General features: G+C 48.8%; 20 protein-coding genes. 18 read left to right on the top strand and 2 right to left on the bottom strand.

The features are described 5' to 3' along the window. Positions 1-27 precede the first annotated feature (27 nt). Positions 28-1,050, top strand: coding sequence for a Holliday junction branch migration DNA helicase RuvB (gene ruvB, locus HYN48_RS05205; protein WP_108370116.1), 1,023 nt, complete (start codon positions 28-30; stop codon positions 1,048-1,050). 126 nt (positions 1,051-1,176) lie between these two features. Beyond that, on the top strand, positions 1,177-2,106 hold the full coding sequence (gene queG / locus HYN48_RS05210) for a tRNA epoxyqueuosine(34) reductase QueG (RefSeq protein WP_108370117.1): 930 nt from the start codon (positions 1,177-1,179) through the stop codon (positions 2,104-2,106). 40 nt (positions 2,107-2,146) lie between these two features. Here queG and HYN48_RS05215 read toward each other — a convergent pair whose 3' ends face one another. Continuing rightward, positions 2,147-2,746 carry a M949_RS01915 family surface polysaccharide biosynthesis protein gene (locus HYN48_RS05215; RefSeq protein ID WP_146171728.1) on the bottom strand — a complete coding sequence of 200 codons (600 nt, stop codon included), beginning with the start codon at positions 2,744-2,746 and terminating at the stop codon, positions 2,147-2,149. Between the two features lie 191 nt (positions 2,747-2,937). On the opposite strand from HYN48_RS05215, the gene HYN48_RS05220 reads away from it, so the two are divergent. The 15 genes from HYN48_RS05220 (at position 2,938) to HYN48_RS05290 (ending at position 22,433) form a co-directional block, all read left to right on the top strand. After that, a complete protein-coding gene (locus HYN48_RS05220; protein ID WP_108370119.1) occupies positions 2,938-5,229 on the top strand; it encodes an NADP-dependent malic enzyme in 2,292 nt (763 codons plus the stop codon). An 85-nt stretch (positions 5,230-5,314) separates the two neighbouring features. Further along, on the top strand, positions 5,315-5,896 hold the full coding sequence (gene ruvA / locus HYN48_RS05225; protein WP_108370120.1) for a Holliday junction branch migration protein RuvA: 582 nt from the start codon (positions 5,315-5,317) through the stop codon (positions 5,894-5,896). Between the two features lie 37 nt (positions 5,897-5,933). Further along, positions 5,934-13,274, top strand: coding sequence for a T9SS outer membrane translocon Sov/SprA (gene sov / locus HYN48_RS05230; protein WP_108373384.1), 7,341 nt, complete (start codon positions 5,934-5,936; stop codon positions 13,272-13,274). 77 nt (positions 13,275-13,351) lie between these two features. Next, positions 13,352-13,732: a glycine cleavage system protein GcvH gene (gcvH, locus tag HYN48_RS05235; protein ID WP_108370121.1), complete on the top strand. Its 381-nt coding sequence runs from the start codon at positions 13,352-13,354 to the stop codon at positions 13,730-13,732. A gap of 22 nt (positions 13,733-13,754) precedes the next feature. Then, positions 13,755-14,105, top strand: coding sequence for a VanZ family protein (locus HYN48_RS05240; protein ID WP_181248534.1), 351 nt, complete (start codon positions 13,755-13,757; stop codon positions 14,103-14,105). A gap of 64 nt (positions 14,106-14,169) precedes the next feature. After that, entirely contained in the window at positions 14,170-14,916 is a 747-nt protein-coding gene (deoC, locus tag HYN48_RS05245; protein ID WP_108370123.1) for a deoxyribose-phosphate aldolase, read from the top strand. 18 nt (positions 14,917-14,934) lie between these two features. Continuing rightward, on the top strand, positions 14,935-17,031 hold the full coding sequence (locus HYN48_RS05250; RefSeq protein WP_108370124.1) for a gliding motility protein RemB: 2,097 nt from the start codon (positions 14,935-14,937) through the stop codon (positions 17,029-17,031). 203 nt (positions 17,032-17,234) lie between these two features. Beyond that, positions 17,235-18,146 (top strand): heme o synthase, encoded by a 912-nt coding sequence (gene cyoE / locus HYN48_RS05255; protein WP_181248535.1) that lies wholly within the window; start codon positions 17,235-17,237, stop codon positions 18,144-18,146. Continuing rightward, the gene (locus HYN48_RS05260; RefSeq protein WP_108370126.1) at positions 18,146-18,730 is read left to right on the top strand and encodes a cytochrome c oxidase subunit 3; all 585 of its coding nucleotides are present in this window, start codon (positions 18,146-18,148) and stop codon (positions 18,728-18,730) included. The genes cyoE and HYN48_RS05260 overlap by 1 nt, the downstream gene beginning before the upstream one ends. A 42-nt stretch (positions 18,731-18,772) precedes the next feature. Then, positions 18,773-19,813: a cytochrome c oxidase subunit 3 gene (locus HYN48_RS05265; protein ID WP_108370127.1), complete on the top strand. Its 1,041-nt coding sequence runs from the start codon at positions 18,773-18,775 to the stop codon at positions 19,811-19,813. A gap of 18 nt (positions 19,814-19,831) precedes the next feature. Next, positions 19,832-20,185, top strand: coding sequence for a cytochrome C oxidase subunit IV family protein (locus tag HYN48_RS05270; protein ID WP_108370128.1), 354 nt, complete (start codon positions 19,832-19,834; stop codon positions 20,183-20,185). A 78-nt stretch (positions 20,186-20,263) separates the two neighbouring features. Further along, positions 20,264-20,923 (top strand): hypothetical protein, encoded by a 660-nt coding sequence (locus HYN48_RS05275; RefSeq protein ID WP_108370129.1) that lies wholly within the window; start codon positions 20,264-20,266, stop codon positions 20,921-20,923. Then, entirely contained in the window at positions 20,913-21,602 is a 690-nt protein-coding gene (locus HYN48_RS05280; RefSeq protein WP_108370130.1) for an SCO family protein, read from the top strand. The genes HYN48_RS05275 and HYN48_RS05280 overlap by 11 nt, the downstream gene beginning before the upstream one ends. Beyond that, the gene (locus tag HYN48_RS05285) at positions 21,602-22,189 is read left to right on the top strand and encodes a DUF420 domain-containing protein (protein ID WP_108370131.1); all 588 of its coding nucleotides are present in this window, start codon (positions 21,602-21,604) and stop codon (positions 22,187-22,189) included. The genes HYN48_RS05280 and HYN48_RS05285 overlap by 1 nt, the downstream gene beginning before the upstream one ends. Further along, positions 22,179-22,433, top strand: a complete 255-nt coding sequence (locus HYN48_RS05290) for a hypothetical protein (RefSeq protein ID WP_425433116.1) — start codon at positions 22,179-22,181, stop codon at positions 22,431-22,433. Before HYN48_RS05285 ends, HYN48_RS05290 begins: the two co-directional genes overlap by 11 nt. A 31-nt stretch (positions 22,434-22,464) precedes the next feature. On the opposite strand, the gene HYN48_RS05295 is transcribed toward HYN48_RS05290, so the two are convergent. Continuing rightward, positions 22,465-23,850 (bottom strand): DUF4403 family protein, encoded by a 1,386-nt coding sequence (locus HYN48_RS05295; RefSeq protein ID WP_108370132.1) that lies wholly within the window; start codon positions 23,848-23,850, stop codon positions 22,465-22,467. A gap of 238 nt (positions 23,851-24,088) precedes the next feature. Here HYN48_RS05295 and HYN48_RS05300 point away from each other — a divergent pair, with 238 nt between their 5' ends. Then, the gene (locus HYN48_RS05300) at positions 24,089-25,459 is read left to right on the top strand and encodes a TolC family protein (protein ID WP_108370133.1); all 1,371 of its coding nucleotides are present in this window, start codon (positions 24,089-24,091) and stop codon (positions 25,457-25,459) included. The last annotated feature ends 3 nt before the right edge of the window (positions 25,460-25,462 follow it).

Raw genomic sequence — 25,462 nt, forward strand, 5'->3', positions numbered from 1 at the left:
GTTTCGGTTAATAACTATATTTGCGGCATGAACGAGAACCTGAATCCGACCAATAAGCACTTCAATAACGACGAGCTCGATCTTGAAAAGAAGTTGCGCCCACTGGCCTTTGACGATTTCGCCGGCCAGGATCAGGTGCTCGACAATCTCAAGGTTTTTGTGGAAGCGGCCAACCTGCGTTCCGAAGCCCTCGACCATACGTTATTCCACGGCCCGCCCGGATTGGGAAAAACCACTTTGGCAAACATCCTGGCCAACGAATTGGGGGTCGCGATTAAGATTACTTCGGGGCCGGTGCTGGACAAACCCGGTGATCTGGCCGGTTTGCTGACCAACCTTGAAGAACGTGATGTGCTGTTCATAGACGAGATACACCGCCTGAGCCCGATAGTCGAAGAATACCTGTACTCGGCCATGGAAGATTTCAAGATCGATATCATGATCGAATCCGGCCCGAATGCCAGAAGCGTACAAATCGGGCTGAATCCATTTACACTCGTCGGTGCGACGACACGTTCCGGTTTGTTGACTGCGCCGATGCGTGCGCGTTTCGGGATCCAAAGCCGCCTGCAGTACTACACCACAGAATTACTTACGACTATTGTCCAGCGCAGCTCGGCGATTCTCAAAATGCCGATAACAATGGAAGCCGCCATCGAGATTGCGGGACGAAGCCGCGGTACGCCACGTATCGCCAATGCGTTGCTGCGTCGCGTCCGTGATTTTGCCCAGATCAAAGGCAACGGGAAAATAGACATTGAGATCGCGCGCTATTCGCTTAAGGCCTTACACGTCGATGCGCACGGCCTCGATGAAATGGACAATAAGATCCTCAATACCATCATTGACAAGTTCAAGGGCGGGCCGGTCGGCCTTTCGACACTCGCCACAGCAGTTTCCGAAAGCAGTGAGACCATCGAAGAGGTCTATGAGCCATTCCTGATCCAGGAAGGTTTTATCATGCGCACACCCCGCGGGCGCGAAGTGACCGAGAAGGCTTATAAACATTTGGGGAAGGTAAAAACCGGCATACAGGGCGGTTTGTTTTAGGGCGTTGCCTCCGGCCGGGCTGTCCGCTGTATCTTTTCCTCACCCTGCGGGTTCGAAAAAGGATGCCGCTGCCATCCCTAACGCAAATCCCGGTCCAATGGAAGCTTTCCGTATCTTTGCGGCAGCATGATTGAAAATAAATCCAGATATGCCGAGTTTATCAAGTCCGAAGCCAGGCGCCTTGGCTTCCTGTCCTGCGGCATTTCCAAGGCGGGTTTTTTAGAGCAGGAAGCGCCAAGGCTCGAGACGTGGCTCAACAACCAACACCATGGACGGATGGCGTATATGGAAAACCATTTCGATAAACGCCTTGACCCGACCAGGCTCGTCGAAGGGTCTAAAAGTGTTGTCTCACTGCTGTTGAATTATTATCCGTCAGAAAGCCAGGCAGCCGATTCCTATAAGATTTCAAAATACGCCTATGGTCAGGATTATCATTTTGTAATCAAAGAAAAGCTTAAGGAGTTGCTTCATGCGATCCAGACTGAAATCGGGGAAGTCGGCGGACGGGCATTCGTCGATTCAGCACCCGTGCTTGACAAAGCCTGGGCCGCTAAAAGCGGGCTGGGATGGATCGGCAAAAACGCCAATTTGCTGACCAGGCAGACCGGCTCGTTCTACTTCATCGCGGAACTGATCCTTGACTTAGAGCTCGAGTACGATCACGCCGTTACCGACCATTGTGGCTCCTGTACCGCATGCATCGACGCCTGCCCAACGGATGCCATCGTAGCGCCCTACGTGGTCGATGGCAGCAAATGCATCTCCTATTTTACGATTGAACTCAAAGACAACCTTCCCGCCGAAATGAAGGGACGGTTTGACGATTGGGCCTTCGGGTGTGATGTATGCCAGGATGTGTGCCCCTGGAACCGGTTCTCGAAGGCGCATCAGGAGCCTTTGTTCAATCCGCACCCCGACCTGTTGTCGATGTCGAAAAAAGATTGGCAGGAAATCACCGAGGACACTTTCCGGAAAGTATTCAAGGATTCGGCTGTAAATCGCACAAAGTTTGAAGGCTTGAAACGCAATATCGATTTCCTGCAACCGGAATAAGTATCTTAGATAGTCCGGACGTGCTGCACCGCAGTGCGAATCAAAGCCGCCATTTTGCATAGCGCTTCCACTGTTTTACCGCGTAGTCCCGTATCGTCCGCGGGGCAGTTTTAAAAGCGGCATCCAATTCGTATTCGCCGCCTGTCACCTGTTCGCCCATAATCAGTTTTTCCTCCCCCCGCATCGCATATTTCTGTGTGCATTCATACATGATGATTTTCATGGCACGCGGACTCACATCACCGCGGCAGGCCATTTTATAAACCAGCCATACTTCACTGACGCCATCAGCGTCAAGGTCGGTGATGGCTATGGCGCTGCCCGTAAACGAGGCCTCGACGTCGACCGGACAATCTTTTTCGCCGTCATAAACCGTCCAGTCAGGCTGCATAGCACCGTTGATAAAATGGTACGCGAACAGTTCGGCATTTTTGTGCGCTCCCGATTCGTAAATCCCCGTTTCAGTGAGGAACAGCGCGTTGTCCCCATGGGCATCCGTCCATTGCAGGCCCTTAAAGAATTGTCCTGAGAAATGAAAACCTTTTGGAAGGTCTTTCTGCCAAAGCGTCTTTGTCGGAATGCCCACCTGCCCAAATGCAAAGCAACCAAGGAGCAGGAGCAACAGGTATCGGCTTTTCATGGTTTCCTTTTTTCCAAAGTTACTCAGCCGTCCGTTAAAAAAAGTCAGGTTCACAAAATATTATGATTGTGAAAGCGTGTCAGGAAATGTGCAACCAACCGGTCAATGTGTCGCGAGGCGCATCGGTAAAAAAACTTTCCATATTCCGACCCTAAAGCCTACCTTTGTGAGTCGGAAAAAAATCATACCCAATGAACAAATACAGCAAACGCCGCGAAGCCCTGTTATACCACGCGAAACCCAAGCCGGGAAAAATCCAGGTGGTTCCCACTAAAAAATATGCCACGCAGCGCGACCTCTCTCTGGCCTATTCGCCGGGCGTTGCAGAGCCATGCCTTGAGATTGCCAAAGATGTCAACAATGTGTACAAATACACTGCGAAAGGCAACCTTGTTGCGGTAATTTCCAATGGTACGGCGGTGCTTGGGCTGGGCGATATCGGGCCTGAGGCGTCCAAGCCGGTTATGGAAGGTAAAGCGCTGCTGTTTAAGATTTTTGCCGATATCGATGTGTTTGATATTGAAGTGGGCACGAAAGACATCGATGCGTTTATTGAAACCGTCAAGAACATCGCTCCGACCTTCGGGGGAATTAACCTTGAGGATATCAAGGCACCGGAGTCGTTCGAAATCGAAAGGCGGCTTGTGGAAGAACTGCAGATTCCAGTCATGCACGACGACCAGCACGGCACGGCGATTATCTCGTCGGCGGCACTGCTCAATGCGCTGGAACTCGCCAAAAAGAAGGTCGACAAAATAAAAATCGTGGTGTCAGGTGCAGGATCTGCGGCGCTGGCCTGCGCTAATTTATATGTGTTGTTGGGTGTCAGGCCTGACAACATCATTATGTTTGATGTCAATGGGGTATTATCCTCGGAACGCACGGATTTGTCACCATTACAGCAAAGATATGCTAAGGGCAAACCCGGAACAGACCTCAAATCGGCATTGAAGGGTGCCGACGTGTTCCTCGGACTTTCAGCCGGGAACATCCTTTCGCCTGACATGCTGATGGGCATGGCCAAAAATCCTATTGTCTTTGCGATGGCCAACCCGATACCTGAAATCGACTACGACCTGGCAATCGCCACACGTAAAGACATCATCATGGCCACAGGACGATCTGATCATCCGAACCAGGTCAATAACGTGCTGGGCTTTCCATACATTTTCCGGGGCGCGCTCGACGTGCGTGCTACGAAGATCAATGAGGAAATGAAAATGGCCGCCGTACGCGCGTTAGCGGCATTGGCAAAAGAGCCGGTGCCCGAACAGGTGAACATCGCTTATGGTGAGACCAAGCTGAATTTTGGCCGGGATTATATCATTCCGAAACCTTTCGACCCCAGGCTGATTGCCAAGGTGGCGCCTGCCGTGGCCCGCGCTGCGATGGATTCCGGAGTGGCTTTACACCCGATAGACGATTGGGCAGAATACGAAGATGAGCTGCTGGCCCGATTGGGTTCTGACAATAAGATGGTGCGCCTGCTCATCAACCGCGCCAGGATGGATCCCAAACGCATCGTGTTTGCCGAAGCGGACCACCTTGACGTGCTCAAGGCAGCACAGATTGTGATGGAAGAACGCATCGGTTACCCGATACTCCTCGGTAACAAGGACGTAATCCTTAGCCTCAAAGAGGAGTTGGGCTTTGATGCCGATGTACCGATTTACGACCCTAAAACTAAGAAAGAAGACGAGCGCAGACTGCGTTACGCGGAAATCTTCTGGAAGTCGCGCCAACGCCGCGGTATACAGCTGCTCGACGCCCAGAAATGGATGCGCGAGCGCAATTATTTTGCCGCAATGATGGTTAATGAAGGCGATGCCGACGCGCTCGTGACGGGTTATTCACGCAGTTATCCGTCAGTAATCAAACCCATGATGCAGCTCATCGATAAGGCACCCGGTATTTCGCTTTTTGCCACAACCAATATGATGATGACCAACCGTGGCCCGATGTTCCTGTCGGATACGGCAATCAACACCGATCCATCAGCGGATGATCTGGCCAAGATTGCGCTGATGACGGCCAAAACGGTACGTATGTTTGGCATGGAACCCGTCATAGCGATGATTTCGTATTCTAACTTCGGATCATCGGCGACGCCCAGTGCAGCCAAGGTGAACGAAGCGGTATCGTACCTGCATAAGTATTATCCGGACCTGATCGTGGACGGCGAAATCCAGACTGATTTTGCGCTCAACGACGAAATGCTGCGCAAGAAATTCCCTTTTTCAAAACTGGCGGGAAAAAAAGTCAACACCCTGATATTCCCTAATCTTGAATCGGCAAACATCACCTACAAGTTGCTCAAGGAACTTTATAATGTCGATTCCGTTGGACCCATTATGCTCGGAATGGACAAGCCCGTGCACATCTTCCAGATCAGCGCCAGCGTCGAGGAAATGGTTAATATGGCTGCTGTTGCCGTTGTCGACGCACAGGAGAAGGAGAAGCGGCATAAAATAACGAAAATGTAGATTTTAAAACCGAAATGATACGGGAAAAACATTCTGTTTCCGCTTAGTAAAAGATTTTTGTTACTTTTGGGCATTACTTAGCCAAATGATCGCACACTTACAAGGGAAATTGATAGAGAAAACGCCAACCGAGGTGGTCATTGACTGTGGCGGCGTAGGCTACCATGTCAACATTTCCCTGCACACCTATTCGCTGCTGCCCCAAACTGAAAACATAAGGCTTTATACGCATCTCCAGATTAAGGAGGATGCGCATACGCTGTTTGGGTTTGTGCAGAAATCTGAGCGCGAGATATTCCGGATGCTCCTGTCTGTCTCAGGTATTGGCGCAGGCATCGCGAGGACCATGTTGTCGTCGCTCGAGCCAAAGCAGATCGTTCAGGCCATCGCTTCCGGAGATGTGGCGACGATACAGGCCGTTAAGGGCATCGGTACCAAGACCGCGCAGCGCGCCATCCTTGACCTGAAAGACAAGGTGTTAAAGTTGTACGATTTGGAGGAAGTTTCGATTTCGCAAAGCAATACAAATAAAGAAGAGGCGTTATCTGCTTTGGAAGTTTTAGGATTTAACAAAAAATTGGCTGAAAAAGCCGTTGAGAAAATCGTTCGCGAACAGCCTGAGGCCACTTCGGAATCGATTATAAAACAAGCTTTAAAAAATTTATAAGTACTTGAGAACATTATACATTAAAGGCACTGATGCCCTGTTGAAAATCAGTATTTTCCTGCTGGTTTTATTGGCAGCACCGGGACTTCAGGCACAGGTGGACGACGAGGACAATGAACAGCCGAAAGATACTGTAGGGTACAATCCGGGAAGGATTGAGCTGGACAATCCGCCGAGCGTGGTGTCATCTTACACTTATGACCCAGTCACCGACCGCTATATTTACACCAATAATGTCGGTACTTTTAATGTAACCTACCCGATTATCCTCACACCAAAAGAGTATGAAGCCCTGGTGATGAAGGAAGCAATGCACAAATATTTTAAGGAAAAAGCAGAGGCCATCGACGGTAAAAAGCCGGGGAGCGAAGAGGCCAAAAAAGACCTGCTGCCCAAATATTACGTCAACAACAGTTTTTTCGAAACCATTTTCGGAGGCAATACAATCGACGTAAAACCCACCGGTTCTGTGGAGATGGATTTGGGCGTCAGGTATACCAAACAGGACAATCCGGCATTTTCACCCCGAAACCGCTCGTCGATCACGTTTGATTTTGACCAGAGGATCAGCATGGCGCTGCAGGGAAAAGTCGGGACAAGGTTGAATGTAAACGCGAATTACGATACGCAATCCACTTTTGCGTTTCAAAACCTGATCAAGCTCGAATACGCCCCAACCGAAGACGACATTTTACAGAAGATTGAGGTTGGTAACGTCAGCATGCCTTTAAACAGCACCTTGATTAAGGGAGCGCAGAGCCTTTTCGGGGTCAAAGCACAGTTCCAATTTGGGAAAACGACGATTACAGGAGTCTATTCAGAACAGAAATCACAAACCAAGGCCGTTGTCGCGCAAGGCGGTGGGACAATACAGGATTTCGATCTGTTCGCGCTCGACTATGACTCGGACCGACACTTTTTCCTGTCACAGTTTTTCAGGAATGAATATGATGCTGCCCTCAGGACATACCCGAATATCGACAGCCGGGTGCAGATTACACGGATAGAGGTATGGGTAACTAACAAGCAGAACAGGATCACGACGCAGGACAACAACCTTCGGAATATTGTGGCGCTTCAGGATTTGGGTGAATCGCAGATTCCCAATAAGCTCGACGCCGAAATCGTAAACCTGAACAACCCCACAGGCTTTTTCAACGTGCCGGCCAATACGCCTACGAACAACGCCAACAATAAATTCGACCCGGAAGCCATCGGCACGACGAACGGCTACCTGAACGGCAACATAAGGGAAATCTCAACCACCAATGACGGCGCTTTCACGTTTCCGACAGGATCCGGTATTGACGTGTCAGAAGGGCAGGACTATGTGAAACTTGAAAACGCACGGAAGCTGACAGCGACAGAATTCACCTTCCACCCGCAGCTGGGTTATATTTCGCTTCAGCAGCGCCTCGCGAATGACGAAGTTCTGGCGGTGGCTTACCAGTATACCATCGGGGATGAAGTATACCAGGTCGGAGAATTCGGTAACGGTGGGGTGGAATCGACCATCGTAAACGGAACGCTTCCCCAGAACCAGACCATCATCACACAAAGCCTCATCCTGAAACTGCTGAAAAGCAACCTGACAACGGTGGAAAGGGAAGTGGCCACACCCTCGGGCCCGGTGAGGTTCAGTACCCCAATCTGGAACCTGATGATGAAAAACATTTACCAGGTGGCACCAGGAGGGCAACTCGAACAGGAAGATTTCAGGTTCAACATTTTATATACTGATCCTTCGCCACTGAATTACATTACGCCCGCAGGCACGACCACCTTACCTGCTGATGTGGCCAATACTCCGCTTCTGAAGGTGTTCCGTGTAGACAGGCTGAATGCCACCAACGATCCACAGCGCAACACTGACGGTACTTTTGGTGACGGTTTCTTCGATTTTATCCCGGGAATTACAGTCGATTCCCAGAACGGACGCATCGTCTTTACCACCGTAGAGCCTTTTGGGGAATACCTCTTTAATAAACTCCGCACAAGCCCTACAGAAGATTATAACGGGGATCCGAACATCATTACCGAATACAACGCGAACCAGGCCAAATACGTGTTCAAGACGATGTATCGCAGCACGCAGGCCAAAGCGTTACAGGAAAGCGAAAAGAACAAATTTGAACTCCGCGGTAAATACAAATCCACGGCGGGTGATGGTATCGCCATCGGTGCGTACAATGTGCCACGAGGCTCTGTAGTCGTCACCGCTGGTGGAAGGGTGCTGCAGGAAGGATTGGATTATTCTGTGAATTACCAGCTGGGCCGTGTGATTATTCTCGACCCTTCCCTGGCCAGTTCGAATGTACCGATCAATATTTCGGTAGAAAACAATTCTGTTTTTGGCCAGCAGACCCGCCGGTTTGTCGGGATTAACGTGGAGCATAAGTTTTCAGACAAGTTTGTATTGGGTGCCACTTACCTGAAAATGACTGAAAGGCCGTTTACGACCAAATCCAATTACGGGCAGGAATCGGTAAACAACACAATTTTTGGCCTGAATGGAAATTTCTCCACGGAAGTGCCGTTCCTGACAAGGCTCGTGAATAAATTACCCAATATTGATACCGATGTGCCTTCGAACATCTCCTTCCGCGGGGAAGTGGCGTGGCTCAAACCCAATGCGCCAAAGGCCGACCGATTTGAAGGGGAATCAACCATTTATGTCGATGATTTTGAAGGATCGCAGACAGCCATCGACGTGAAATCACCGCTGGCATGGTCGCTTTCTTCGGTTCCCGTGAAAGAGAATCAGGCCAGCAATCCCGTTTTCGACGGCACGCCTGGCGACGTCCTCTCATACGGATACAAACGGGCGAAATTGTCCTGGTACACCATCGACCCGGTGTTTTACACCAGCGACAGGCCGGGCGGCATTTCAGATGACGATATGGCGCTGAATAAGACCAGGCGTGTGTACATCCAGGAGCTTTTCAATCAGGATATTGCCGACGGGCAGCAGAATGTCCTCAACACATTGGATTTGACCTATTATCCTCAGGAAAGAGGGCCATATAACTACAATCCGGCTGCGGTAAGCGGGACACTGCCCAATCCGGAAGAGAATTTCGGAGGGATTATGCGCTCGCTGAGCTCCACCAATTTTGAGCAGAGCAATGTCGAGTACATCCAGTTCTGGATGATGGACCCGTACATCGCCGAGGACGGGTCGACGATAGTCAACCCGGGCAATACCGGTAAGATTTACTTCAACCTTGGTGAGATTTCGGAAGACATTCTCAGGGACGGTAAAAAACAATACGAAAACGGTCTTCCCGAAGCCGATTCACAGCAGGCCACCATTCCGTCTGAATGGGGAAGGATTCCCGCTTCACAGTCCCTTATTTACGCTTTTGATACCAGTGACGCAAACCGCGCCGTGCAGGATGTCGGTCTTGACGGTCTTGATGATATTGCGGAGGCTTCATTTTTTCCGGACTTCGGAGCGATTAAAGATCCTTCTGCTGACGATTACCAGTTTTACCTCACTGCGGACGGCGATGTGCTTGAGCGCTATAAGAATTACAACGGGATGGAGAAGAACTCCCCTGTGGGCGTGTCAGACACCAACCGCGGAAATTCGACTTTGCCGGATGCCGAGGATGTGAATCGTGACAATACCATGAATACGCTCAATGCGTACTTCCAGTACCATATCGACATCAAGCCGAATATGATTCCGGGCGAAAATTTCGTTACCAGCGTCATTCCGGCATCGAGCCGTGTCAGCGGGCCGGGCAACCGTACGTCAGCGACAAAATGGATCCAGTTCAAGATCCCGATCGCCAACGGCGAGCAGGTTGGAACTATTGAAGATTTGCGCTCCATCCGCTTTATGAGGATATACATGACCGGGTTTACCCAACCGATTACGGTACGTTTTGGTACCTTGGATCTCGTGCGCGGGGAATGGAGGCAGTATTTGAATTCGCTTGAGGCCAATAATGACGATCCTGATGATGATGCCACGACTTTTGATATCAGTGCCGTAAACATTCAGGAGAATGGTTCCAGGCAGCCCTACCATTACGTTACGCCGCCGAACGTGGTGCGGGAGCAATTGTACAACAACAATACCGTAATCAACCAGAACGAGCAATCGCTGTCGTTGCGGGTAAACGAGCTTACGCCAGGTGATGCGCGCGGTGTGTTTAAGAATGTCGATGTGGACATGCGCCAGTTTAAGAAACTCAAGATGTTCATGCATGCTGAGCTGCTTGCCAAACACCCTCCCATTTTTGACAACGAACTTTCCGGACTGCTTCGTTTCGGGACAGACCTGAAAGAGAACTATTACCAGGTAGCCCTGCCGCTGAAAGTGACCCGTGAAGGACTTGTCCCGCCGGATGACAGCGCAATCGAAGTGCCTGCGGAAGAAATGTGGCCCGAAGAGAGCCAGATCGACATCAAGCTGGACCTGCTGACCAAGTTGAAGATTTATGCGATGAACCACCCGGATGAGTTTGATGCCAATGGCGTGCTGACAAAATCTGAGGAAGAGCTGGATCCGTCTGCGGCGGACAAGCCCAATAAGCTGACGCTGAGTATTAAGGGGAATCCGAACTTCGGGCAGGTCAGGACCATTATGGTGGGCGTCAAAAACAACACCGACACCGGCACCAAACCTGATGGCACGGCGCTTTCGCCAAGGAACATTGCCGGTGAGGTCTGGTTCAATGAACTGCGGCTTTCCGAAATGGACAACAAAGGCGGTATGGCTGCCGTAGCAAGCCTTGACACGAACCTGGCCGATTTCATGACCTTGTCGGCTACGGGTAAAATGAGCACCATCGGTTTCGGCGCACTTGAGGACGGCCCTAACGAAAGGAGCCGCGAGGATGCCAAGCAATACAGTATCGTAACCAATATGAGCCTGGGTAAACTGCTTCCGAAAAAGTGGGGCATTGTTTTGCCTTTCAATTACGGTATCGGTGAGGAAATCGTCAAGCCGGAATATGACCCGTACAACCGGGATATCCAGCTCGCGCTTTTGCTAAATGAAACCCCGAATGTCGGCCAGCGCGCCAATATCGAGGATCGTGCCATAGAGTACACCAAAACCACCAGCATCAATTTTATTGGGGTGAAAAAGGAACGGAGTGCCGACCAGAAATCGCACATCTACGATCCGGAGAATATCACGCTCTCGCATTCGTTCAACGAAACCCTCAAGCACGATTTTGAGATTGAGGAATATGTAGACCAGCAGGTGCGTAGTACGGTGGATTACAGTTTTAACTTCCAGCCGAAACCTGTCGAGCCATTTAAGAAAACGAAATTCATGTCGAAAAGCAGCTATTGGAAATTGCTCAGCGATTTTAATTTCAACTACCTGCCATCGAGCCTGACTTTCAGTTCATCGATCATCAGGCAGTACAACCGCCAGCAGTTCAGGCAGGTGGAAGGCATCGAGGGCATTGCGCTGCAACCGTTGTTCAGGAGGAATTTCATGTTCAACTACCAGTACGGTTTCAACTACAACCTGACCAAGAGCCTCAAGGTCAACTACACCGGGGCATCCAATAATATTGTCAAGGCGTATGACGACCAGGGGCTGCTCATCGACACCATTTACGACGATTACTGGAATATCGGTGACCCGAACCAGCACACGCAACAGTTTGTGCTGAATTATGAGCTGCCATTGAGCAAACTGCCGTTCCTGAGCTTCCTGAAGGCCACCTACACGTATACCGGTGACTACAGCTGGCAGCGCGCGTCTGAAGCAACGTCTAATTTTGAAGACCGCCTGGGTAATTTTTACAACCTTGGAAATACCATCCAGAATAATGGGGCACACCGTTTGAATACGACCCTGAATCTGGATCTGCTATACAAATACCTCGGATTGACCAAAACCAAAGCGCCTGCAAAAGGTCCCGGTAAAGTGGCGGCGCCAAAGCCGGGCCAGAAAGTGACCAATACGCAGGCCGCACCGCAGAAGGAGCCGAATGTGCTGGTGGATGGGCTTATTGGTGTGCTCACAAGCCTTAAGAATGTGCAGGTGAATTACACCGAAAGTGCAGGTACGGTGCTGCCGGGTTATCTGCCTGGAGTCGGGTTCTTCGGAACCTCGAAACCTACTTTAGGGTTTGTTTTCGGTCTGCACGACGATGTGCGGCAGTTTTCTGCAGCGCGTGGATGGCTCACCGATTATCAGGATTTCAACCAGAATTATACTGAAGTGCTGAACAGGGAACTTGACATGACCGCCTCGATGGACCTGTTTCCGGATTTCAAGATTGACTGGACTGCGAACCGCAGCTATACTGAAAATTACTCTGAACAATATGATGTCGGCGATGACGGTCACTATAATTCCAGGGCACCTTATACAACCGGAAACTATTCGATATCTACAGTGTTGATTAAGACTGCGTTCAGCCGCAGTGATGAAAACGGGTCGGCAGCTTTTGATGATTTCAGGGACAACAGGCTCATTATCGCAGACCGCCTGGCTGCAGGGAAATATGGCGCAAGCATCCCACGTTACGGTGATGCCGCCAACCCGATACCGACGAATACCGACGATCCGTTGTACGGAACTTATGTGGCGAATCAGGGCTTCCCGATCGGTTACAAAAAAGACAATCAGGAAGTTTTGCTTCCGGCGTTCCTTGCCGCTTACACCGGCTCAGGAGCGGGCGGTGTTTCAATGAAGGCGTTCCGTAATATTCCGCTGCCCAACTGGACCGTGAAATACACCGGGTTGATGCGCTACAAGTTCTTTAAGGACCGGTTCAAGCGGTTTTCGCTTCAGCATGGTTACAGGGCTTCCTACACAATCAATTCGTTCCGCTCGAATTTTGAATATGACGATGCGCCAAACCAGCCGTCGCCGGAGCCGGGTCAGAATTTTAATACGAAGCTGCTCATGTCAAACGTGAACCTCGTCGAAGCATTCAGTCCGTTGGTGAAAGTGGATATGGAAATGAAGAACTCCGTTAAAATTACTGCTGAAGTCAAGAAAGACCGCGCACTGTCCTTGAGTTTCGACAACAACCTGCTCACTGAAGTACAGGGTATGGATTACGTGATTGGGCTCGGCTACCGGATCAAGGATGTGGTGTTCAACTCTACGTTGGCAGATAATCCGCAGGGCGTCATCAAGAGCGACATCAATATCAAGGCCGACTTGTCATTGCGTGACAGCAAGACCATCGTACGCCACCTGGACTACGACAACAACCAGCTTGCTGGGGGGCAAAATAACTGGAACCTGAAACTGACCGCTGATTATTCATTCAGTAAAAACCTGACAGCGATTTTCTTCTACGACCATTCGTTTTCGAAGGCGGTGATTTCGACGGCATTCCCGATAACAAACATCAGGGCCGGTTTTACGCTACGGTACAATTTCGGAAACTAAACGGCAGAAAATTTCAGAATTAATTGCGTAAACGATACATTTGCAAAAAGCATTAACCATAAACTAAAATTACAAAAATGAGTATTCCAAGCAGCCTGAGATACACCAAGGACCACGAATGGGCAAAGATTGAAGGAGATATCGTAACCGTTGGCATCACACATTTTGCACAGAAAGAGCTGGGCGATATCGTGTATGTTGAAGTAGAAACCGTGGATCAGCATCTAGACAAGGATGCGGTTTTCGGAACGGTGGAAGCGGTAAAAACGGTATCAGACCTGTTTTTGCCGATGGCAGGCGAAATCATCGAATTCAATGACTCATTGACTACAAGTCCGGAAGTCGTCAATAAAGACCCGTACGAAGCGGGCTGGATGATAAAAATCAAAGTGGACGACGCAGCAGATTACGACAGCCTGTTGACCGCCGACCAATATAAGGAACTCATTGGCGCATAAACGGAAATTTCTTTGGGCCGCTTTGTGCTGGACCGCTTTGGTGACTTACTTTTGCCTTGTCAATTTCAATGACCTGCCGACTGTCAGCGCCAAGAATTTCGATAAGATCGGCCACCTCACGTTTCACTTCGGACTCACCGCGTTATGGTTCCTGTATTTCCGGTTCCAAAAGCGCAACGAAAACAGAAAGGCATTACTCATTTCTTTCGGGTTTTCATTCGTGTACGGCGTGTTGCTCGAAATCGTCCAGGCCAATTTTACCGATACCCGCAGCGGGGATATCGCCGATGTGGCGGCCAATACTGTCGGTGGGCTGATTGCCGTGCTGGCATGTTCCGTCCTGGCGAAACCTATGAAAACTCAGACAGAATAATATCAAAAAGTTGTCCCGCTTCGGCGGGATTTTTTTATTTTTATCACCGATATATTTTTTGCATATGACTGATATCAGGCAATACCTGGATTCCACGTACCTTAAGACCGCGCAACAGGCCGGACTTACTGAAGCTGAGAATCTGGAAGTCGTGACCCAATGCATTCGGGAGGCCATACACGAGCGTTTTAAACTCGTCATGATTCGTCCTGAAATGGTGTCGTTGGCAAGGAAAATGGTCGATGACGCGGCTTCAAAGCTATTGATCGGGACCGTTATTGATTTCCCATTGGGAAAATCCCCGGTGGAAATGAAAATGGCCGAAGCCGAAAAGGCGATTGAGGACGGCGCCGACGATCTCGATTTTGTCTGCAATTACGAAGCGTTCAAAAGCGGCGAAAGTAGCCTGGTACGCGATGAAGTGCTGAAATGTACGGCACTCGGCCTCGCGTCAGGGAAAACCGTAAAATGGATCATCGAAGTGGCTGCGCTCGACAACCAGCAGGTGGTGAAACTTTCGGCACTAATCAAGAACGTCGTGCTGACCCACTTCAAGGAAGATCTTTACGCGTCGGTATTTGTGAAATCATCAACGGGATTTTATCCGACTGAAAATAACCTGCCCAACGGTGCAACAATTCCTGCAATCACGATGATGATCGAGAATGCGTCGCCCCTTTCCGTAAAAGCGGCCGGCGGCGTGCGCACGTCAGAGGAAGCGCTCAGCATGATCCGGCTTGGGGTAAAGCGCATCGGGACATCGTCCGCGAAAGCAATTGCTGAAGGAAAAGTGTCGGGAAGCAGCTATTAACCTGAACGATTTAAAAAAATGAAATATACATTACTTTCTTTGTTTTTCCTGATGCTTTTCGGAGTGGCGTCCGGCCAGAAATCAAGCGAACAGCTGCCTGTGTTCCCCAATTGCGAAAACAGGAATCCCAAGGAATTGGAGGACTGTTTTTACGCCCAACTCCAGGATTTCGTATTCAACAATTTCAAGGTGCCCGAAAACCTGACCCAAAATGATTACAAAGGGAACGTCAATGTACTGTTTGAAGTCGATTCCACCGGGACATTCAAAGTACAATACGTCGATGCGATTTACCCCGAACTGATCAAGGAATCCAAGAGGATTTTCGCCGCGCTGCCCAAAATTAAACCGGCGACTTTCAACGGCAAACCGGTGTACAGCAAGTTTACCTACCGGATTGCCATCCCGCTGCGCAACGTAGCCGCCACACAGGATGCGCAGCAGCGGACCGAACAGCAAGCCCAAACATCAAAGCAGAAGGAACTCACGGAAATCGACAGCCTGCCGTACAGGAAATTCGACAATCCACTGCTGAAAAGCCGGTTGTTTGTGCCTTTCACCCACAGCAATTACGCGCGGTTTGACGCGGCAATGAATCAGGTGGGGGCTAACAATCATACCGGTTCAAAACCGTTTACCTACGAAGAAGTTACTGCGTATTATGATCTCGCTGCCGCAGAAAAGAAGCTGCTTAAAGGCAAGACCGGTTGGTGGGGCCGGAAAATCTGGGATGAGAATTTCGTGCAGTTCCAGGGCGAGGGCTATTGGCTGACACTGAATCCGATTGTCGATCTGCGGCTTGGGAAGAGCAAAGGGGAGCAGTCGGTGTCAACTTTCCAGAACACCCGCGGCGTGCAGCTGCAGGTGGGACTGGGTACCGATTTGGTTTTCACTTCGACGATTTACGAAAGCCAGGGCCGGTTTGCGGGTTATTTCAACCAGTATGCCGAGTCGATTAAGCCCTCCGGCGGTGATCCCGCGATCATTCCGGGTGTTGGGATTGCAAAAAGGTTCAAGGCAGATGCGTACGACTTTCCGTCTGCGGAAGCCAACATTACCTACACGCCATCCAAATTCATTGACCTCCAACTGGGGTATGGGCGGAACTTCATCGGTGATGGATACCGGTCGTTACTGTTGGGGGATGCGGCAAGTCCGTATCCTTACATAAAGATCAATACAAAATTCTGGAAAATCAAGTACACGAATACCTATCTGTGGCTCAAGGATGTGCGCCAGGATGTGCTGGAAGACCGCACTTACGCCACGAAATTCATGGCAAACCACTACCTGAGCTGGAACATCAACAAACGGATTAACCTGGGTTTTTTCGAGTCGGTGGTTTGGACAAACAGCAACGGGCGGGGCTTCGATATGAATTTCGTCAACCCGATAATTTTTTACCGCACGGTCGAGTTTACCTCGTCAGCGCGCAGCGGAAATGCTGTACTTGGACTGACCGGAAAATATAAATGGAGCAACAGCATCAATTTTTACGGGCAATTCATCCTCGACGAATTTTCACTGGGTGCCGTAAAGGAGCAGAACAAAAGCTGGCTGAACAAATCGGGGATACAGCTGGGTGCAAAATACTTCAACGCCTTTTCAATCGACAACCTGCTGCTTCAATTTGAATACAACGCGATCCGCCCCTACGTGTATTCGCACAGCGACCCGCTCACGAATTACGGGCACAACAACCAAAGCATGGGCCATCCCTGGGGCGGTAACGCGCGGGAACTCATTGCGATTGCGAGATATAATAAAGGCCGGTATTTTGCCGACGCGAAGCTGACTTACGGCATCCGCGGCTTCGATTTTGATTCGGCTGCCGATGCATTCAATTATGGAGGGAACATTTACAAGAATTACAATGAAGGACGGCCGTTTGATACCGGAGTGGCCATCGGGCAGGGCAATAAGACCAATATCGTGATCGCCGACCTGCAAGCGGGCTACATTATAAATCCCGTGACCAACCTCAAATTATTTGCGAGCCTGATTTACAGGAGCTTTGATCCCGAAACCGAAACTGCCACTACTTTTAAGGACAACACCACCTGGTTTTCAGTGGGCGTGCGTGCGGATCTGTTCAACTGGTATTTCGATTATTAACGGCAGTGCCTCCATGCGCCGGAAATTAGCGGAAAACGGATCGCATAGCCCGGATGGCAGCGGCATCCTTTTATGAAGTGTAACGGAATAAAAGATACAGCGGACAGCCGGAAAAGCTCCTTAAAAAACAACAATATTTGTCCCCGGTATTTTTGCTGAATCGATTTCTGTAAAGTACCTTTGCGCCACTAATTAAAAACGTTTTGAGCGCGACCGCAAACACTTTTTCCATCAAATCCATCTTTCTTGATTTTAAGGAAATCACCAAGGCGGGATTGGCGATCAGTGTTTTGTTTTCGTCGATTGCGGGTTATCTGCTCGGTTTTGACGACGCGCACCCGTTTAGCTGGCGTGTTTTGGCCATGCTGATTGTCGGTGGTTACTGTATGGTGGGCGCGTCGAATGCGTACAACCAAGTCATCGAGAAAGATCTCGATGCGCTGATGGACCGCACAAAAAACAGGCCTGTGCCGTCCGGGAGGATGTCTCCGAATATGGCACTGTTCGTTGCAAGCCTGCTGACAATCGTCGGACTGGTGCTCCTGTACCTGATCAACCCGAAAACGGCCATGTTTGGCGCCGTGTCTATTTTCCTGTATACGAGTGTTTATACGCCATTGAAGACGGTGACGCCATTGTCGGTGTTCGTGGGAGCGTTTCCCGGCGCGATTCCGTTCATGCTGGGGTGGGTAGCCGCGACGGGCGATTTCGGGATTGAGGCCGGTACCTTGTTCCTGATTCAGTTTTTCTGGCAGTTTCCGCACTTTTGGGCAATTGGCTGGTTTCTGTATGAGGATTATGAGAAGGCCGGATTTTTCATGCTGCCTTCCGGAAAGCGGGACAATACGACGGCATTGCAGGTTATACTGTACACCTCCTGGCTGATTGGAGCCTCGCTGCTTCCTTTTGTGCTGCCGTATTTTGTGCTGACGAAATTGTCGCTTTCTGTGGTGGCCGCCCTACTGGTCCTGATTTTGGGATTGTGGCTGCTTAGCCATGGCATCCGGCTGTACAGGCTGCGCACGGCAAAAGCCGCAAAGTCGCTGATGCTGGCTAGTGTGGCATACATCACGCTATTGCAGATAATATACATTGCAGATAAATTTTTAAGATAATGATACAGATGACTCTTACAGAAGAAGAACGTCAAAAGCACGTGCGTTCCAAAAAAATGCTGCTGTGGTTCGCTATGATCAGTATGATTATGGTTTTCGCGGGATTGACAAGCGGTTATATCGTGAGCAAAAAACGTGAGGATTGGGTGGCTTTCGATCTTCCGATGGCTTTTACGATCAGTACCATCCTGATATTGATCAGCAGCATCACATTTCACCTCGCCAAAACATCGATACAAAAGGACAAACGCAGTGCTACCAGCCTTTTTCTTTTGGCTACATTGGTGCTGGGCGGACTTTTTGTTTATTTCCAGTTTGCGGGATTTCATGAGCTGTATGAACGGCAGCTTTTCCCGTCGGGAAGCTCGAGTAAAATCACCGTTTCATTCCTCTATGTTTTCGTCGTTGTGCATTTGGCGCACCTTGCAGGCGGATTGATTTCGCTTTTGGTCGTAATTTATAATCATTTTAAACAAAAATACAATTCGGGGCAAACCCTTGGATTAGAGCTAGGTGCGATGTTCTGGCACTTTCTCGATTTTCTGTGGCTATACCTGTTTTTATTTTTATATTTCTTTAAATAAGAAAAAAACGTAAATTTGGGAACTTTTTAACGAATAACTTTTATGGAAGCGACAGCTACTACTGCAAACAATAACGTGAAAACCTGGGGCGGCGGCAATGAGCCGTTAGGTGCAAGTTACGGGAAACTGATGATGTGGTTTTTCATCGTATCAGATGCCCTGACGTTCTCAGGATTCCTTGCTGCATATGGTTTTTCAAGATTCAAATTTATAGAAACCTGGCCTACGCCTGATGAAGTGTTTACGCACTTCCCGTTCATGCACGGCGTTTCCGCACCAATGTATTATGTGGCGTTGATGACGTTTATCCTGATTTTTTCTTCGGTGACAATGGTATTGGCCGTAGATGCGGGGCACCAGCTGAATAAGAAAAAAGTTACGTTCTACATGTTCCTGACCATTATCGGTGGTTTGATTTTCGTGGGCTCACAAGCCTGGGAATGGAGCAACTTTATCAAAGGAGAATATGGGGCGATTGAAACCAAGGGAGGCAGTCTGCTGCAATTCGTAAACGACAAGGGCGAACGGGTTAAACTCGAGGAATTCGTCGTACAGTTGCCTGAGGAAAGGGAGCAGTTGACCAGGAGTAGGGCAAAATGGTTTATGGACGAGCCAACGCTGTCAACCTATTCGGTGTCTGAAGTACAGGCGGCTTTTATCGCACATCCGGAGTTGCGGGTACGTACCGAGGTAAACTACCGTACGGACAACAAGGACCTGATGAACGACGCTACAGTTGATCATGGCCTGATGAAAACAACAGAACACAAGCACAAGGCGATCCTGACCCGTGACGCTTCATTGAAAAGGATGGAGAACGCGCATCTGGTCGTTGAAGGGGCTAACCTGAAACGCAACGAATATGGCAGTAAGTTATTTGCCGATTTCTTCTTCTTCATTACAGGATTCCACGGATTCCACGTATTTTCAGGTGTGATCATCAACATCATTATTTTCTTCAATGTGCTGTTAGGTACCTATGAGAAGAGGAGAAGCTACGAAATGATCGAGAAAGTCGGTTTGTACTGGCACTTCGTGGATTTGGTTTGGGTATTCGTATTTACAGTTTTCTATCTGGTTTAAAATTTAAAATTTATTATCATGGCACACGGCGCGCATGCTTCAAATACAAGCAGGATCTGGAAAGTTTTCATCCTGTTGTCAGTAGTAACCATTATTGAAGTGGCATTGGGTATTTACAAACCTGAAATACTTCATGCGAGGCACTTACTTGGGATGAACCTTTTAAACTGGGTTTTCTACGCCCTGACCATTTTCAAGGCCTATTATATCGTATGGGCATTCATGCACATGGAGGGCGAAAAGGCAAGCCTGCGTTGGGCCGTAGTCCTTCCGGTGATTTTCCTGGTATTGTATCTGCTTTTTATACTTTTGACCGAAGCCGATTATATATTTGAGGTGTTTAAGAATTCTACGATAAAATGGAATTTTTAACAACATATTAATTCAGAAAAAAGGGTACGCATTGCGTACCTTTTTTTATTTTTGCAACACATTTATTTCCCTTTCCCGATGAAGAAAAACCTGGTCCTTTTTGTGCTGTTCGTGCTCCCGATTGTGGCCTACCTCTTCTTCGCTTCGGGCATCAACAGTTTTTCAAAATTGCCAACCGTGACGCCTAAAGTGCCTGATTTTCCCTCTTCATGGAAAACCATGGAAGGACAGGAGGCCACATTGACCGGTAAAATTACGGTGTTGGGTTTCGGCGGTAAGGACATCCTGAAGAACCGCGGTAATTTCTTCAATCTGAACCAGAAAATTTATGAGCGTTACCATGCGTTCAAGGACCTTCAGTTTGTGGTGGTCTGTCCGGAAGGGATGCAGCATGATGTACAGCGGATCCTCAAGGCCATGGCGGCAACGACCGACATAGCGCAATGGCATTTTATTTTCGGAAATGAAAAGGAAATCAGTTCGTGGTTTGATTCCCTTAGGCTCAAAGGCAAACTCAACATCGATTACGGTACCGAGAATGTTTATATCCTTGATAAGGAACGGAACCTGCGCGGCCGAAAAGACCCAAAGGAATATAAGGAGGGCTACAGCATGTTTCACCCGTCAGAACTGAGCAACGAAATGCTTGATGATTTTAAGATCATCCTGTATGAATACAAAGCTGCCTTGAAAAAGAACAACCTCGAACTTAAAAACGCTCCGGAACATGGCAAGTAACAAGTCGTATATCGGGATTTCGTTCATCATATTGGTTTTCGGCATTCTGGTGATCCCGAAGATTGTGGAACGGGTAAAGAATGGTGATATCGTGAAAGCCGACCGTCTAAACATGGTGGAAGGCTCTGGCGGGAAAGCCTCCGGTTTGTTTACCAAAGGCAAGGCCCCCGACTTCATACTCACCGACCAAAACGGGCAAACGATCACCAACAATGATTACAAGGGGAAAGTGTATGCGCTCGAGTTTTTCTTCACGACCTGCCCAACCATCTGCCCCAAGATGAATGCGAATATGCTGAAACTGCAGGACGCGTTTGCGGGCAATAAGAATTTCGGACTGGCGTCGATTACGATTAACCCCGACAACGACACCCCGAAGGTGTTGAAGGAACATGCCGACCTGATCGGTGTGACGTCGGCGAACTGGCATATGATGACGGGTAAGCGCGACTACATTTTCGATTTGGCGAACAAAGGGTTCAATGTTTTTGCGGGCACCCTTCCCGATAACAGCAATGGCGGGTTTGAGCATTCCGGCCTTTTTGCACTGATTGACAAAAACGGCTACATCCGATCAAGACGCGATGACAGCGGCAACCCGATTGTTTACTATGACGGACTCAGTCCGCAGGGGATTGCCCAGTTAAAAGAAGATATCAAAATTTTACTCGAAGAATAATGGAGAATACCACAACAATCGAACAAAAATACAGCAAATGGATTGTCCTTTTATCGGTAGCCATTCCATTGGTGGTGGCCTTGCTTTTCACTGTAAAATTAAGGGACATCGGTTTTGATGTACAGCCATTGAATTTCCTTCCGCCCATTTATGCGTCAATAAACGGCGTTACAGCACTGCTGTTGATTTTTGCCGTCAGGGCAATCAAAAGCGGAAATCGCGTGCAGCACGAAAGGCTGATGAAAATTGCCATTGGGTGTTCGGTCGCGTTTCTGGCCATGTACGTCGCGTATCACATGACTGCGGGCGACACAAAATTTGGCGATACAGACCATAATAACATCCTTGATGACGCTGAAAAACTGGCTGTGGGGCCGATTCGTTACCTGTACTACTTCATATTGCTGACGCACATTACGCTGTCTATCGCCGTGATCCCAATGGTGTTGGTGTCTTACGTGAGGGCCTTGGCACAGCGTTTCGACAGGCACAGGAAAATCTCGAAAATTACGTTCCCAATCTGGCTTTACGTTGCAATTACCGGTGTGGTGGTATATCTTATGATTGCTCCTTATTATGCAGGTTAATAAATACTTCAGGGCGAGTCGGATGGTTCGTGTCCTGATTGCCGCCGTTTTTCTTCTGAATTCATTACCCATGGCCGCGCAGTGCGCCATGTGCCGCGCGGTACTTGAATCCGAGGACGGGGGTCAGAAAGGGGAAGCCGTTAACGATGGCATCGTGTACCTCATGGTATTTCCATACCTTTTGGTAGGCGCTCTTGGTTATGTGATTTACCGCATGTTTAACAAGAAGCCAAAGGCATCTTAGGGACGTCGATAACCCGGGCAGGTTCGCGCTGCTACTTCAATCCATCGACCTTAATATCCACCTTACCGTCCAGCGCTAAAAAGGCGATGATGGCTTTGTTTGTCAGTTGCATCTTCTTAAACTGGATTTCGCTCACGCTTCCGTTTACAAAAACACCCGGCATAGGCGAATAGTTTTTCATATATTTCAGGATATTCTGCTTTCCTTCCTCAAGATTGGGCTTTATGGAATAACGACAGGTTTCCTGGATTTTCTTCAGAATATATCCCGATGCGAGCCAATTGGCAGCACGCAGCAGTTTGCTTTTCGTATCGATCGCGTAGTCCAGCTGGTCAAAGAAAATTTCCTTGGTCGCATCATTGTACTGTGGGAATCCCGCGAGGTAAACCGTCCCGGTAACACTGCCGAGCAAATCCAGGGCAATCACCATTTTTCCATCCTTATGCCAAAGGTTTACCTGCTGGACCGTCACCTTTTTATTGCCTGAACCAAACTCCTGTCCCTGGAAATTTTTCGTCATGATTTTTGAAGCATCCTTAAAGGTCGATACGGCAACGATATTGGCGGTGATCTTATCCGGCATTTTTGAAACCGCTTTCAACGCGATTTTGTTGCGGTCGAATTTGGCTTCGGGTTTTTTACCCACCAAAGTTTCAATATAACATTTCAGCCCCATCTCCATATTTACGGCATCTTTCTGTAGCACCGCGTCGGTCGCGTACAATTCGACAGGCACGATGCGGAGCCAGCTTTCATATTCGGCACTCATTTCAGATGGCGTACAGATTTTTTCCAGTGCATCGAGTACATTCGACTTGAAATCCATCGACTTGTCAATGGCACCGTCAATGCTTTTTTCAATTTTGGAGCGGAAAAGCTTGATTGCCGGATTGATCAGGTAAGTGATCGGAAGGTTCTTGCCGGCCACAGACACCGTGGGACTGTCGGTCCAGTCAAGGGATTTAAGCTCTGTAACCGAATTCACTTTCCAGTTTGACATCTTGATGCTGCTTGACACCGTTACCACGCCATTCATGGTGATCTCGCGGGTATCTGAAAGTATCTTACCCAGGCCGTAGCGGTAGTTTACAATCGCTTTCAGCGGCAGCACGGTTTCAATACGGCCACTAACATTGCGCAGCGTTATGTTTCCTGTTTTCCAGATTTTTACGGTATAATCGTCGTCGTCGATCGTATTGTCTTCATAAATCAATCCGGTTAGGGTTTTGTTGATTTGGTTTTCAATATCTTTCAGCTTGATGGTGACCGGCAGATCGATGAATGAGGACTCATTGTCATAAATCAGCGGCGTGGCATCGTCAGGTTCAGGTTTCAGCGTTTCAATTTTTTTAGTTGATGCGCATCCGCTTACTAAAATAACCAGTAAGGCGATATGAAAAAATGTACTGCGTTTCATTTGAATAATTTTGCGTAAAAATAGTTACAAAGCGCTAAAGTTCTTGCAGTCGCGCACATCTTCTGTACAAAATCGTCAGGTTGCCCACCAGGATAACGCGAGCGCACCCATACATTCGCCCGAAGTGTTGCCACGACCGCAAAAAAAAAGATGACGCAAAGGGCAATACGTCGGGGCAACTTCTCCCACCGTAACCAAAATTGAATTAAATTTGCACACCACGCTGTGGTTCATCAACATGAGGAAAATAAAAAATTACATCGGATTATTTTTATTGGTTTTCAGTGTTTCCGTGCAGGCACAAAATAAAAAATGGACCATCCTGGAATGTGTGGAATATGCGTTGCAGCATAACATTTCAATCCGTCAGACCGAGCTCGACACCATGGCGGCTAAAATTGACGGCAAAGACGCCATCGGGAATTTCCTTCCGTCAGTCAATGCCAATGCGTCGCATTCGTGGAATATCGGTCTAAATCAGAACATCACTACGGGCTTACTCGAAAACCAGACCACGCAGTTTACCTCTGCAGGCCTGAATATGGGGATAGATATTTACAGAGGGATGCAGAACCAGAACCGCCTGAGCCGTGCACGCCTCAGCCTGATCGCATCGCAGTACCAGCTTAAAAAGATGCGCGATGACGTGTCGCTCAATGTGGCAAACGCTTTTCTGCAGATCCTTTTCAACAAAGAGAACCTCAAAGTGCAGAAAGAGCTGTTGCAGAATAATGAGAAACAGCAAACACGCACGCGGGAATTGGTAAACGCGGGTTCTGTACCGCGCGGAGACCTGCTCGATACGCAGGCCACAGTCGCGGGCAGCAAACAAGCCGTGGTGCTTGCAGAAAATACGCTTTTGATTTCAAAATTGAGCCTCGCGCAGCTGCTCCAGCTCGAAGACTATGAGAACTTTGATATCGCCGACGAAAATTTTGATGTGCAGGACAGTCCGACGATGATGCAAACGCCTCATGCGATTTATGAAAAAGCCAAGGAGGAGCGGGCCGAAATTAAGATTGCCAAAACCAATCTGGAGATTGCGGAAAAGGACGTGAAAATCGCGAGGGCGGGATTCCAGCCAAGCCTTACCGGCTACTACAGCTTCAGCACCAGGGCCTCTTACTCCGACCGTATCATTGGCGTAGATGGTAATGGAAATCCAATTGTGACGGGGCCTCAGCCACTTTTCGACCAGTTTAGTGATAATAAGGGACATTCTTTCGGCCTCCAGCTTAACGTACCAATACTGAACGGTTTCACGGTAAGGAACAGCGTAGCGCGTTCTAAAATCAGCCTGGAGCGTTACAAAATTGCTTACAGCCAGCAGGAGTTAGACCTGCAGCGCAATGTTTACACTGCTTTTACCGATGCCAAGGGCGCGTTGAATTCTTATGAAGCGGCCGTGTCGGCCTTAGAGGCAAGGACTGAAGCGTTCAATTATGCCAAGGAAAAGTTCAATGTCGGACTGATGAATGCCTTCGACCTGAATCAGGCACAGACATTGTTTGCCAATGCACAGTCAGAAGTGCTCCGGGCCAAATACGATTATATTTTCAGGGTTAAAGTCGTTGAATTTTATTTCGGCATCCCGATAACAAAAAAATAAGCA

Source organism: Flavobacterium magnum, assembly GCF_003055625.1.
In the GTDB taxonomy this organism is placed as follows: domain Bacteria; phylum Bacteroidota; class Bacteroidia; order Flavobacteriales; family Flavobacteriaceae; genus Flavobacterium; species Flavobacterium magnum.

What these genes read in the sequence shown, in the direction of transcription:
- ruvB (WP_108370116.1), top strand. Translation starts at nt 28, where the DNA reads ATGAACGAGAACCTGAATCCGACCAATAAGCACTTCAATAACGACGAG.
- queG (WP_108370117.1), top strand. Translation starts at nt 1,177, where the DNA reads ATGATTGAAAATAAATCCAGATATGCCGAGTTTATCAAGTCCGAAGCC.
- HYN48_RS05215 (WP_146171728.1), bottom strand. Translation starts at nt 2,746, where the DNA reads ATGAAAAGCCGATACCTGTTGCTCCTGCTCCTTGGTTGCTTTGCATTT.
- HYN48_RS05220 (WP_108370119.1), top strand. Translation starts at nt 2,938, where the DNA reads ATGAACAAATACAGCAAACGCCGCGAAGCCCTGTTATACCACGCGAAA.
- ruvA (WP_108370120.1), top strand. Translation starts at nt 5,315, where the DNA reads ATGATCGCACACTTACAAGGGAAATTGATAGAGAAAACGCCAACCGAG.
- gcvH (WP_108370121.1), top strand. Translation starts at nt 13,352, where the DNA reads ATGAGTATTCCAAGCAGCCTGAGATACACCAAGGACCACGAATGGGCA.
- deoC (WP_108370123.1), top strand. Translation starts at nt 14,170, where the DNA reads ATGACTGATATCAGGCAATACCTGGATTCCACGTACCTTAAGACCGCG.
- HYN48_RS05250 (WP_108370124.1), top strand. Translation starts at nt 14,935, where the DNA reads ATGAAATATACATTACTTTCTTTGTTTTTCCTGATGCTTTTCGGAGTG.
- HYN48_RS05260 (WP_108370126.1), top strand. Translation starts at nt 18,146, where the DNA reads ATGATACAGATGACTCTTACAGAAGAAGAACGTCAAAAGCACGTGCGT.
- HYN48_RS05265 (WP_108370127.1), top strand. Translation starts at nt 18,773, where the DNA reads ATGGAAGCGACAGCTACTACTGCAAACAATAACGTGAAAACCTGGGGC.
- HYN48_RS05270 (WP_108370128.1), top strand. Translation starts at nt 19,832, where the DNA reads ATGGCACACGGCGCGCATGCTTCAAATACAAGCAGGATCTGGAAAGTT.
- HYN48_RS05275 (WP_108370129.1), top strand. Translation starts at nt 20,264, where the DNA reads ATGAAGAAAAACCTGGTCCTTTTTGTGCTGTTCGTGCTCCCGATTGTG.
- HYN48_RS05280 (WP_108370130.1), top strand. Translation starts at nt 20,913, where the DNA reads ATGGCAAGTAACAAGTCGTATATCGGGATTTCGTTCATCATATTGGTT.
- HYN48_RS05285 (WP_108370131.1), top strand. Translation starts at nt 21,602, where the DNA reads ATGGAGAATACCACAACAATCGAACAAAAATACAGCAAATGGATTGTC.
- HYN48_RS05290 (WP_425433116.1), top strand. Translation starts at nt 22,179, where the DNA reads ATGCAGGTTAATAAATACTTCAGGGCGAGTCGGATGGTTCGTGTCCTG.
- HYN48_RS05295 (WP_108370132.1), bottom strand. Translation starts at nt 23,850, where the DNA reads ATGAAACGCAGTACATTTTTTCATATCGCCTTACTGGTTATTTTAGTA.
- HYN48_RS05300 (WP_108370133.1), top strand. Translation starts at nt 24,089, where the DNA reads ATGAGGAAAATAAAAAATTACATCGGATTATTTTTATTGGTTTTCAGT.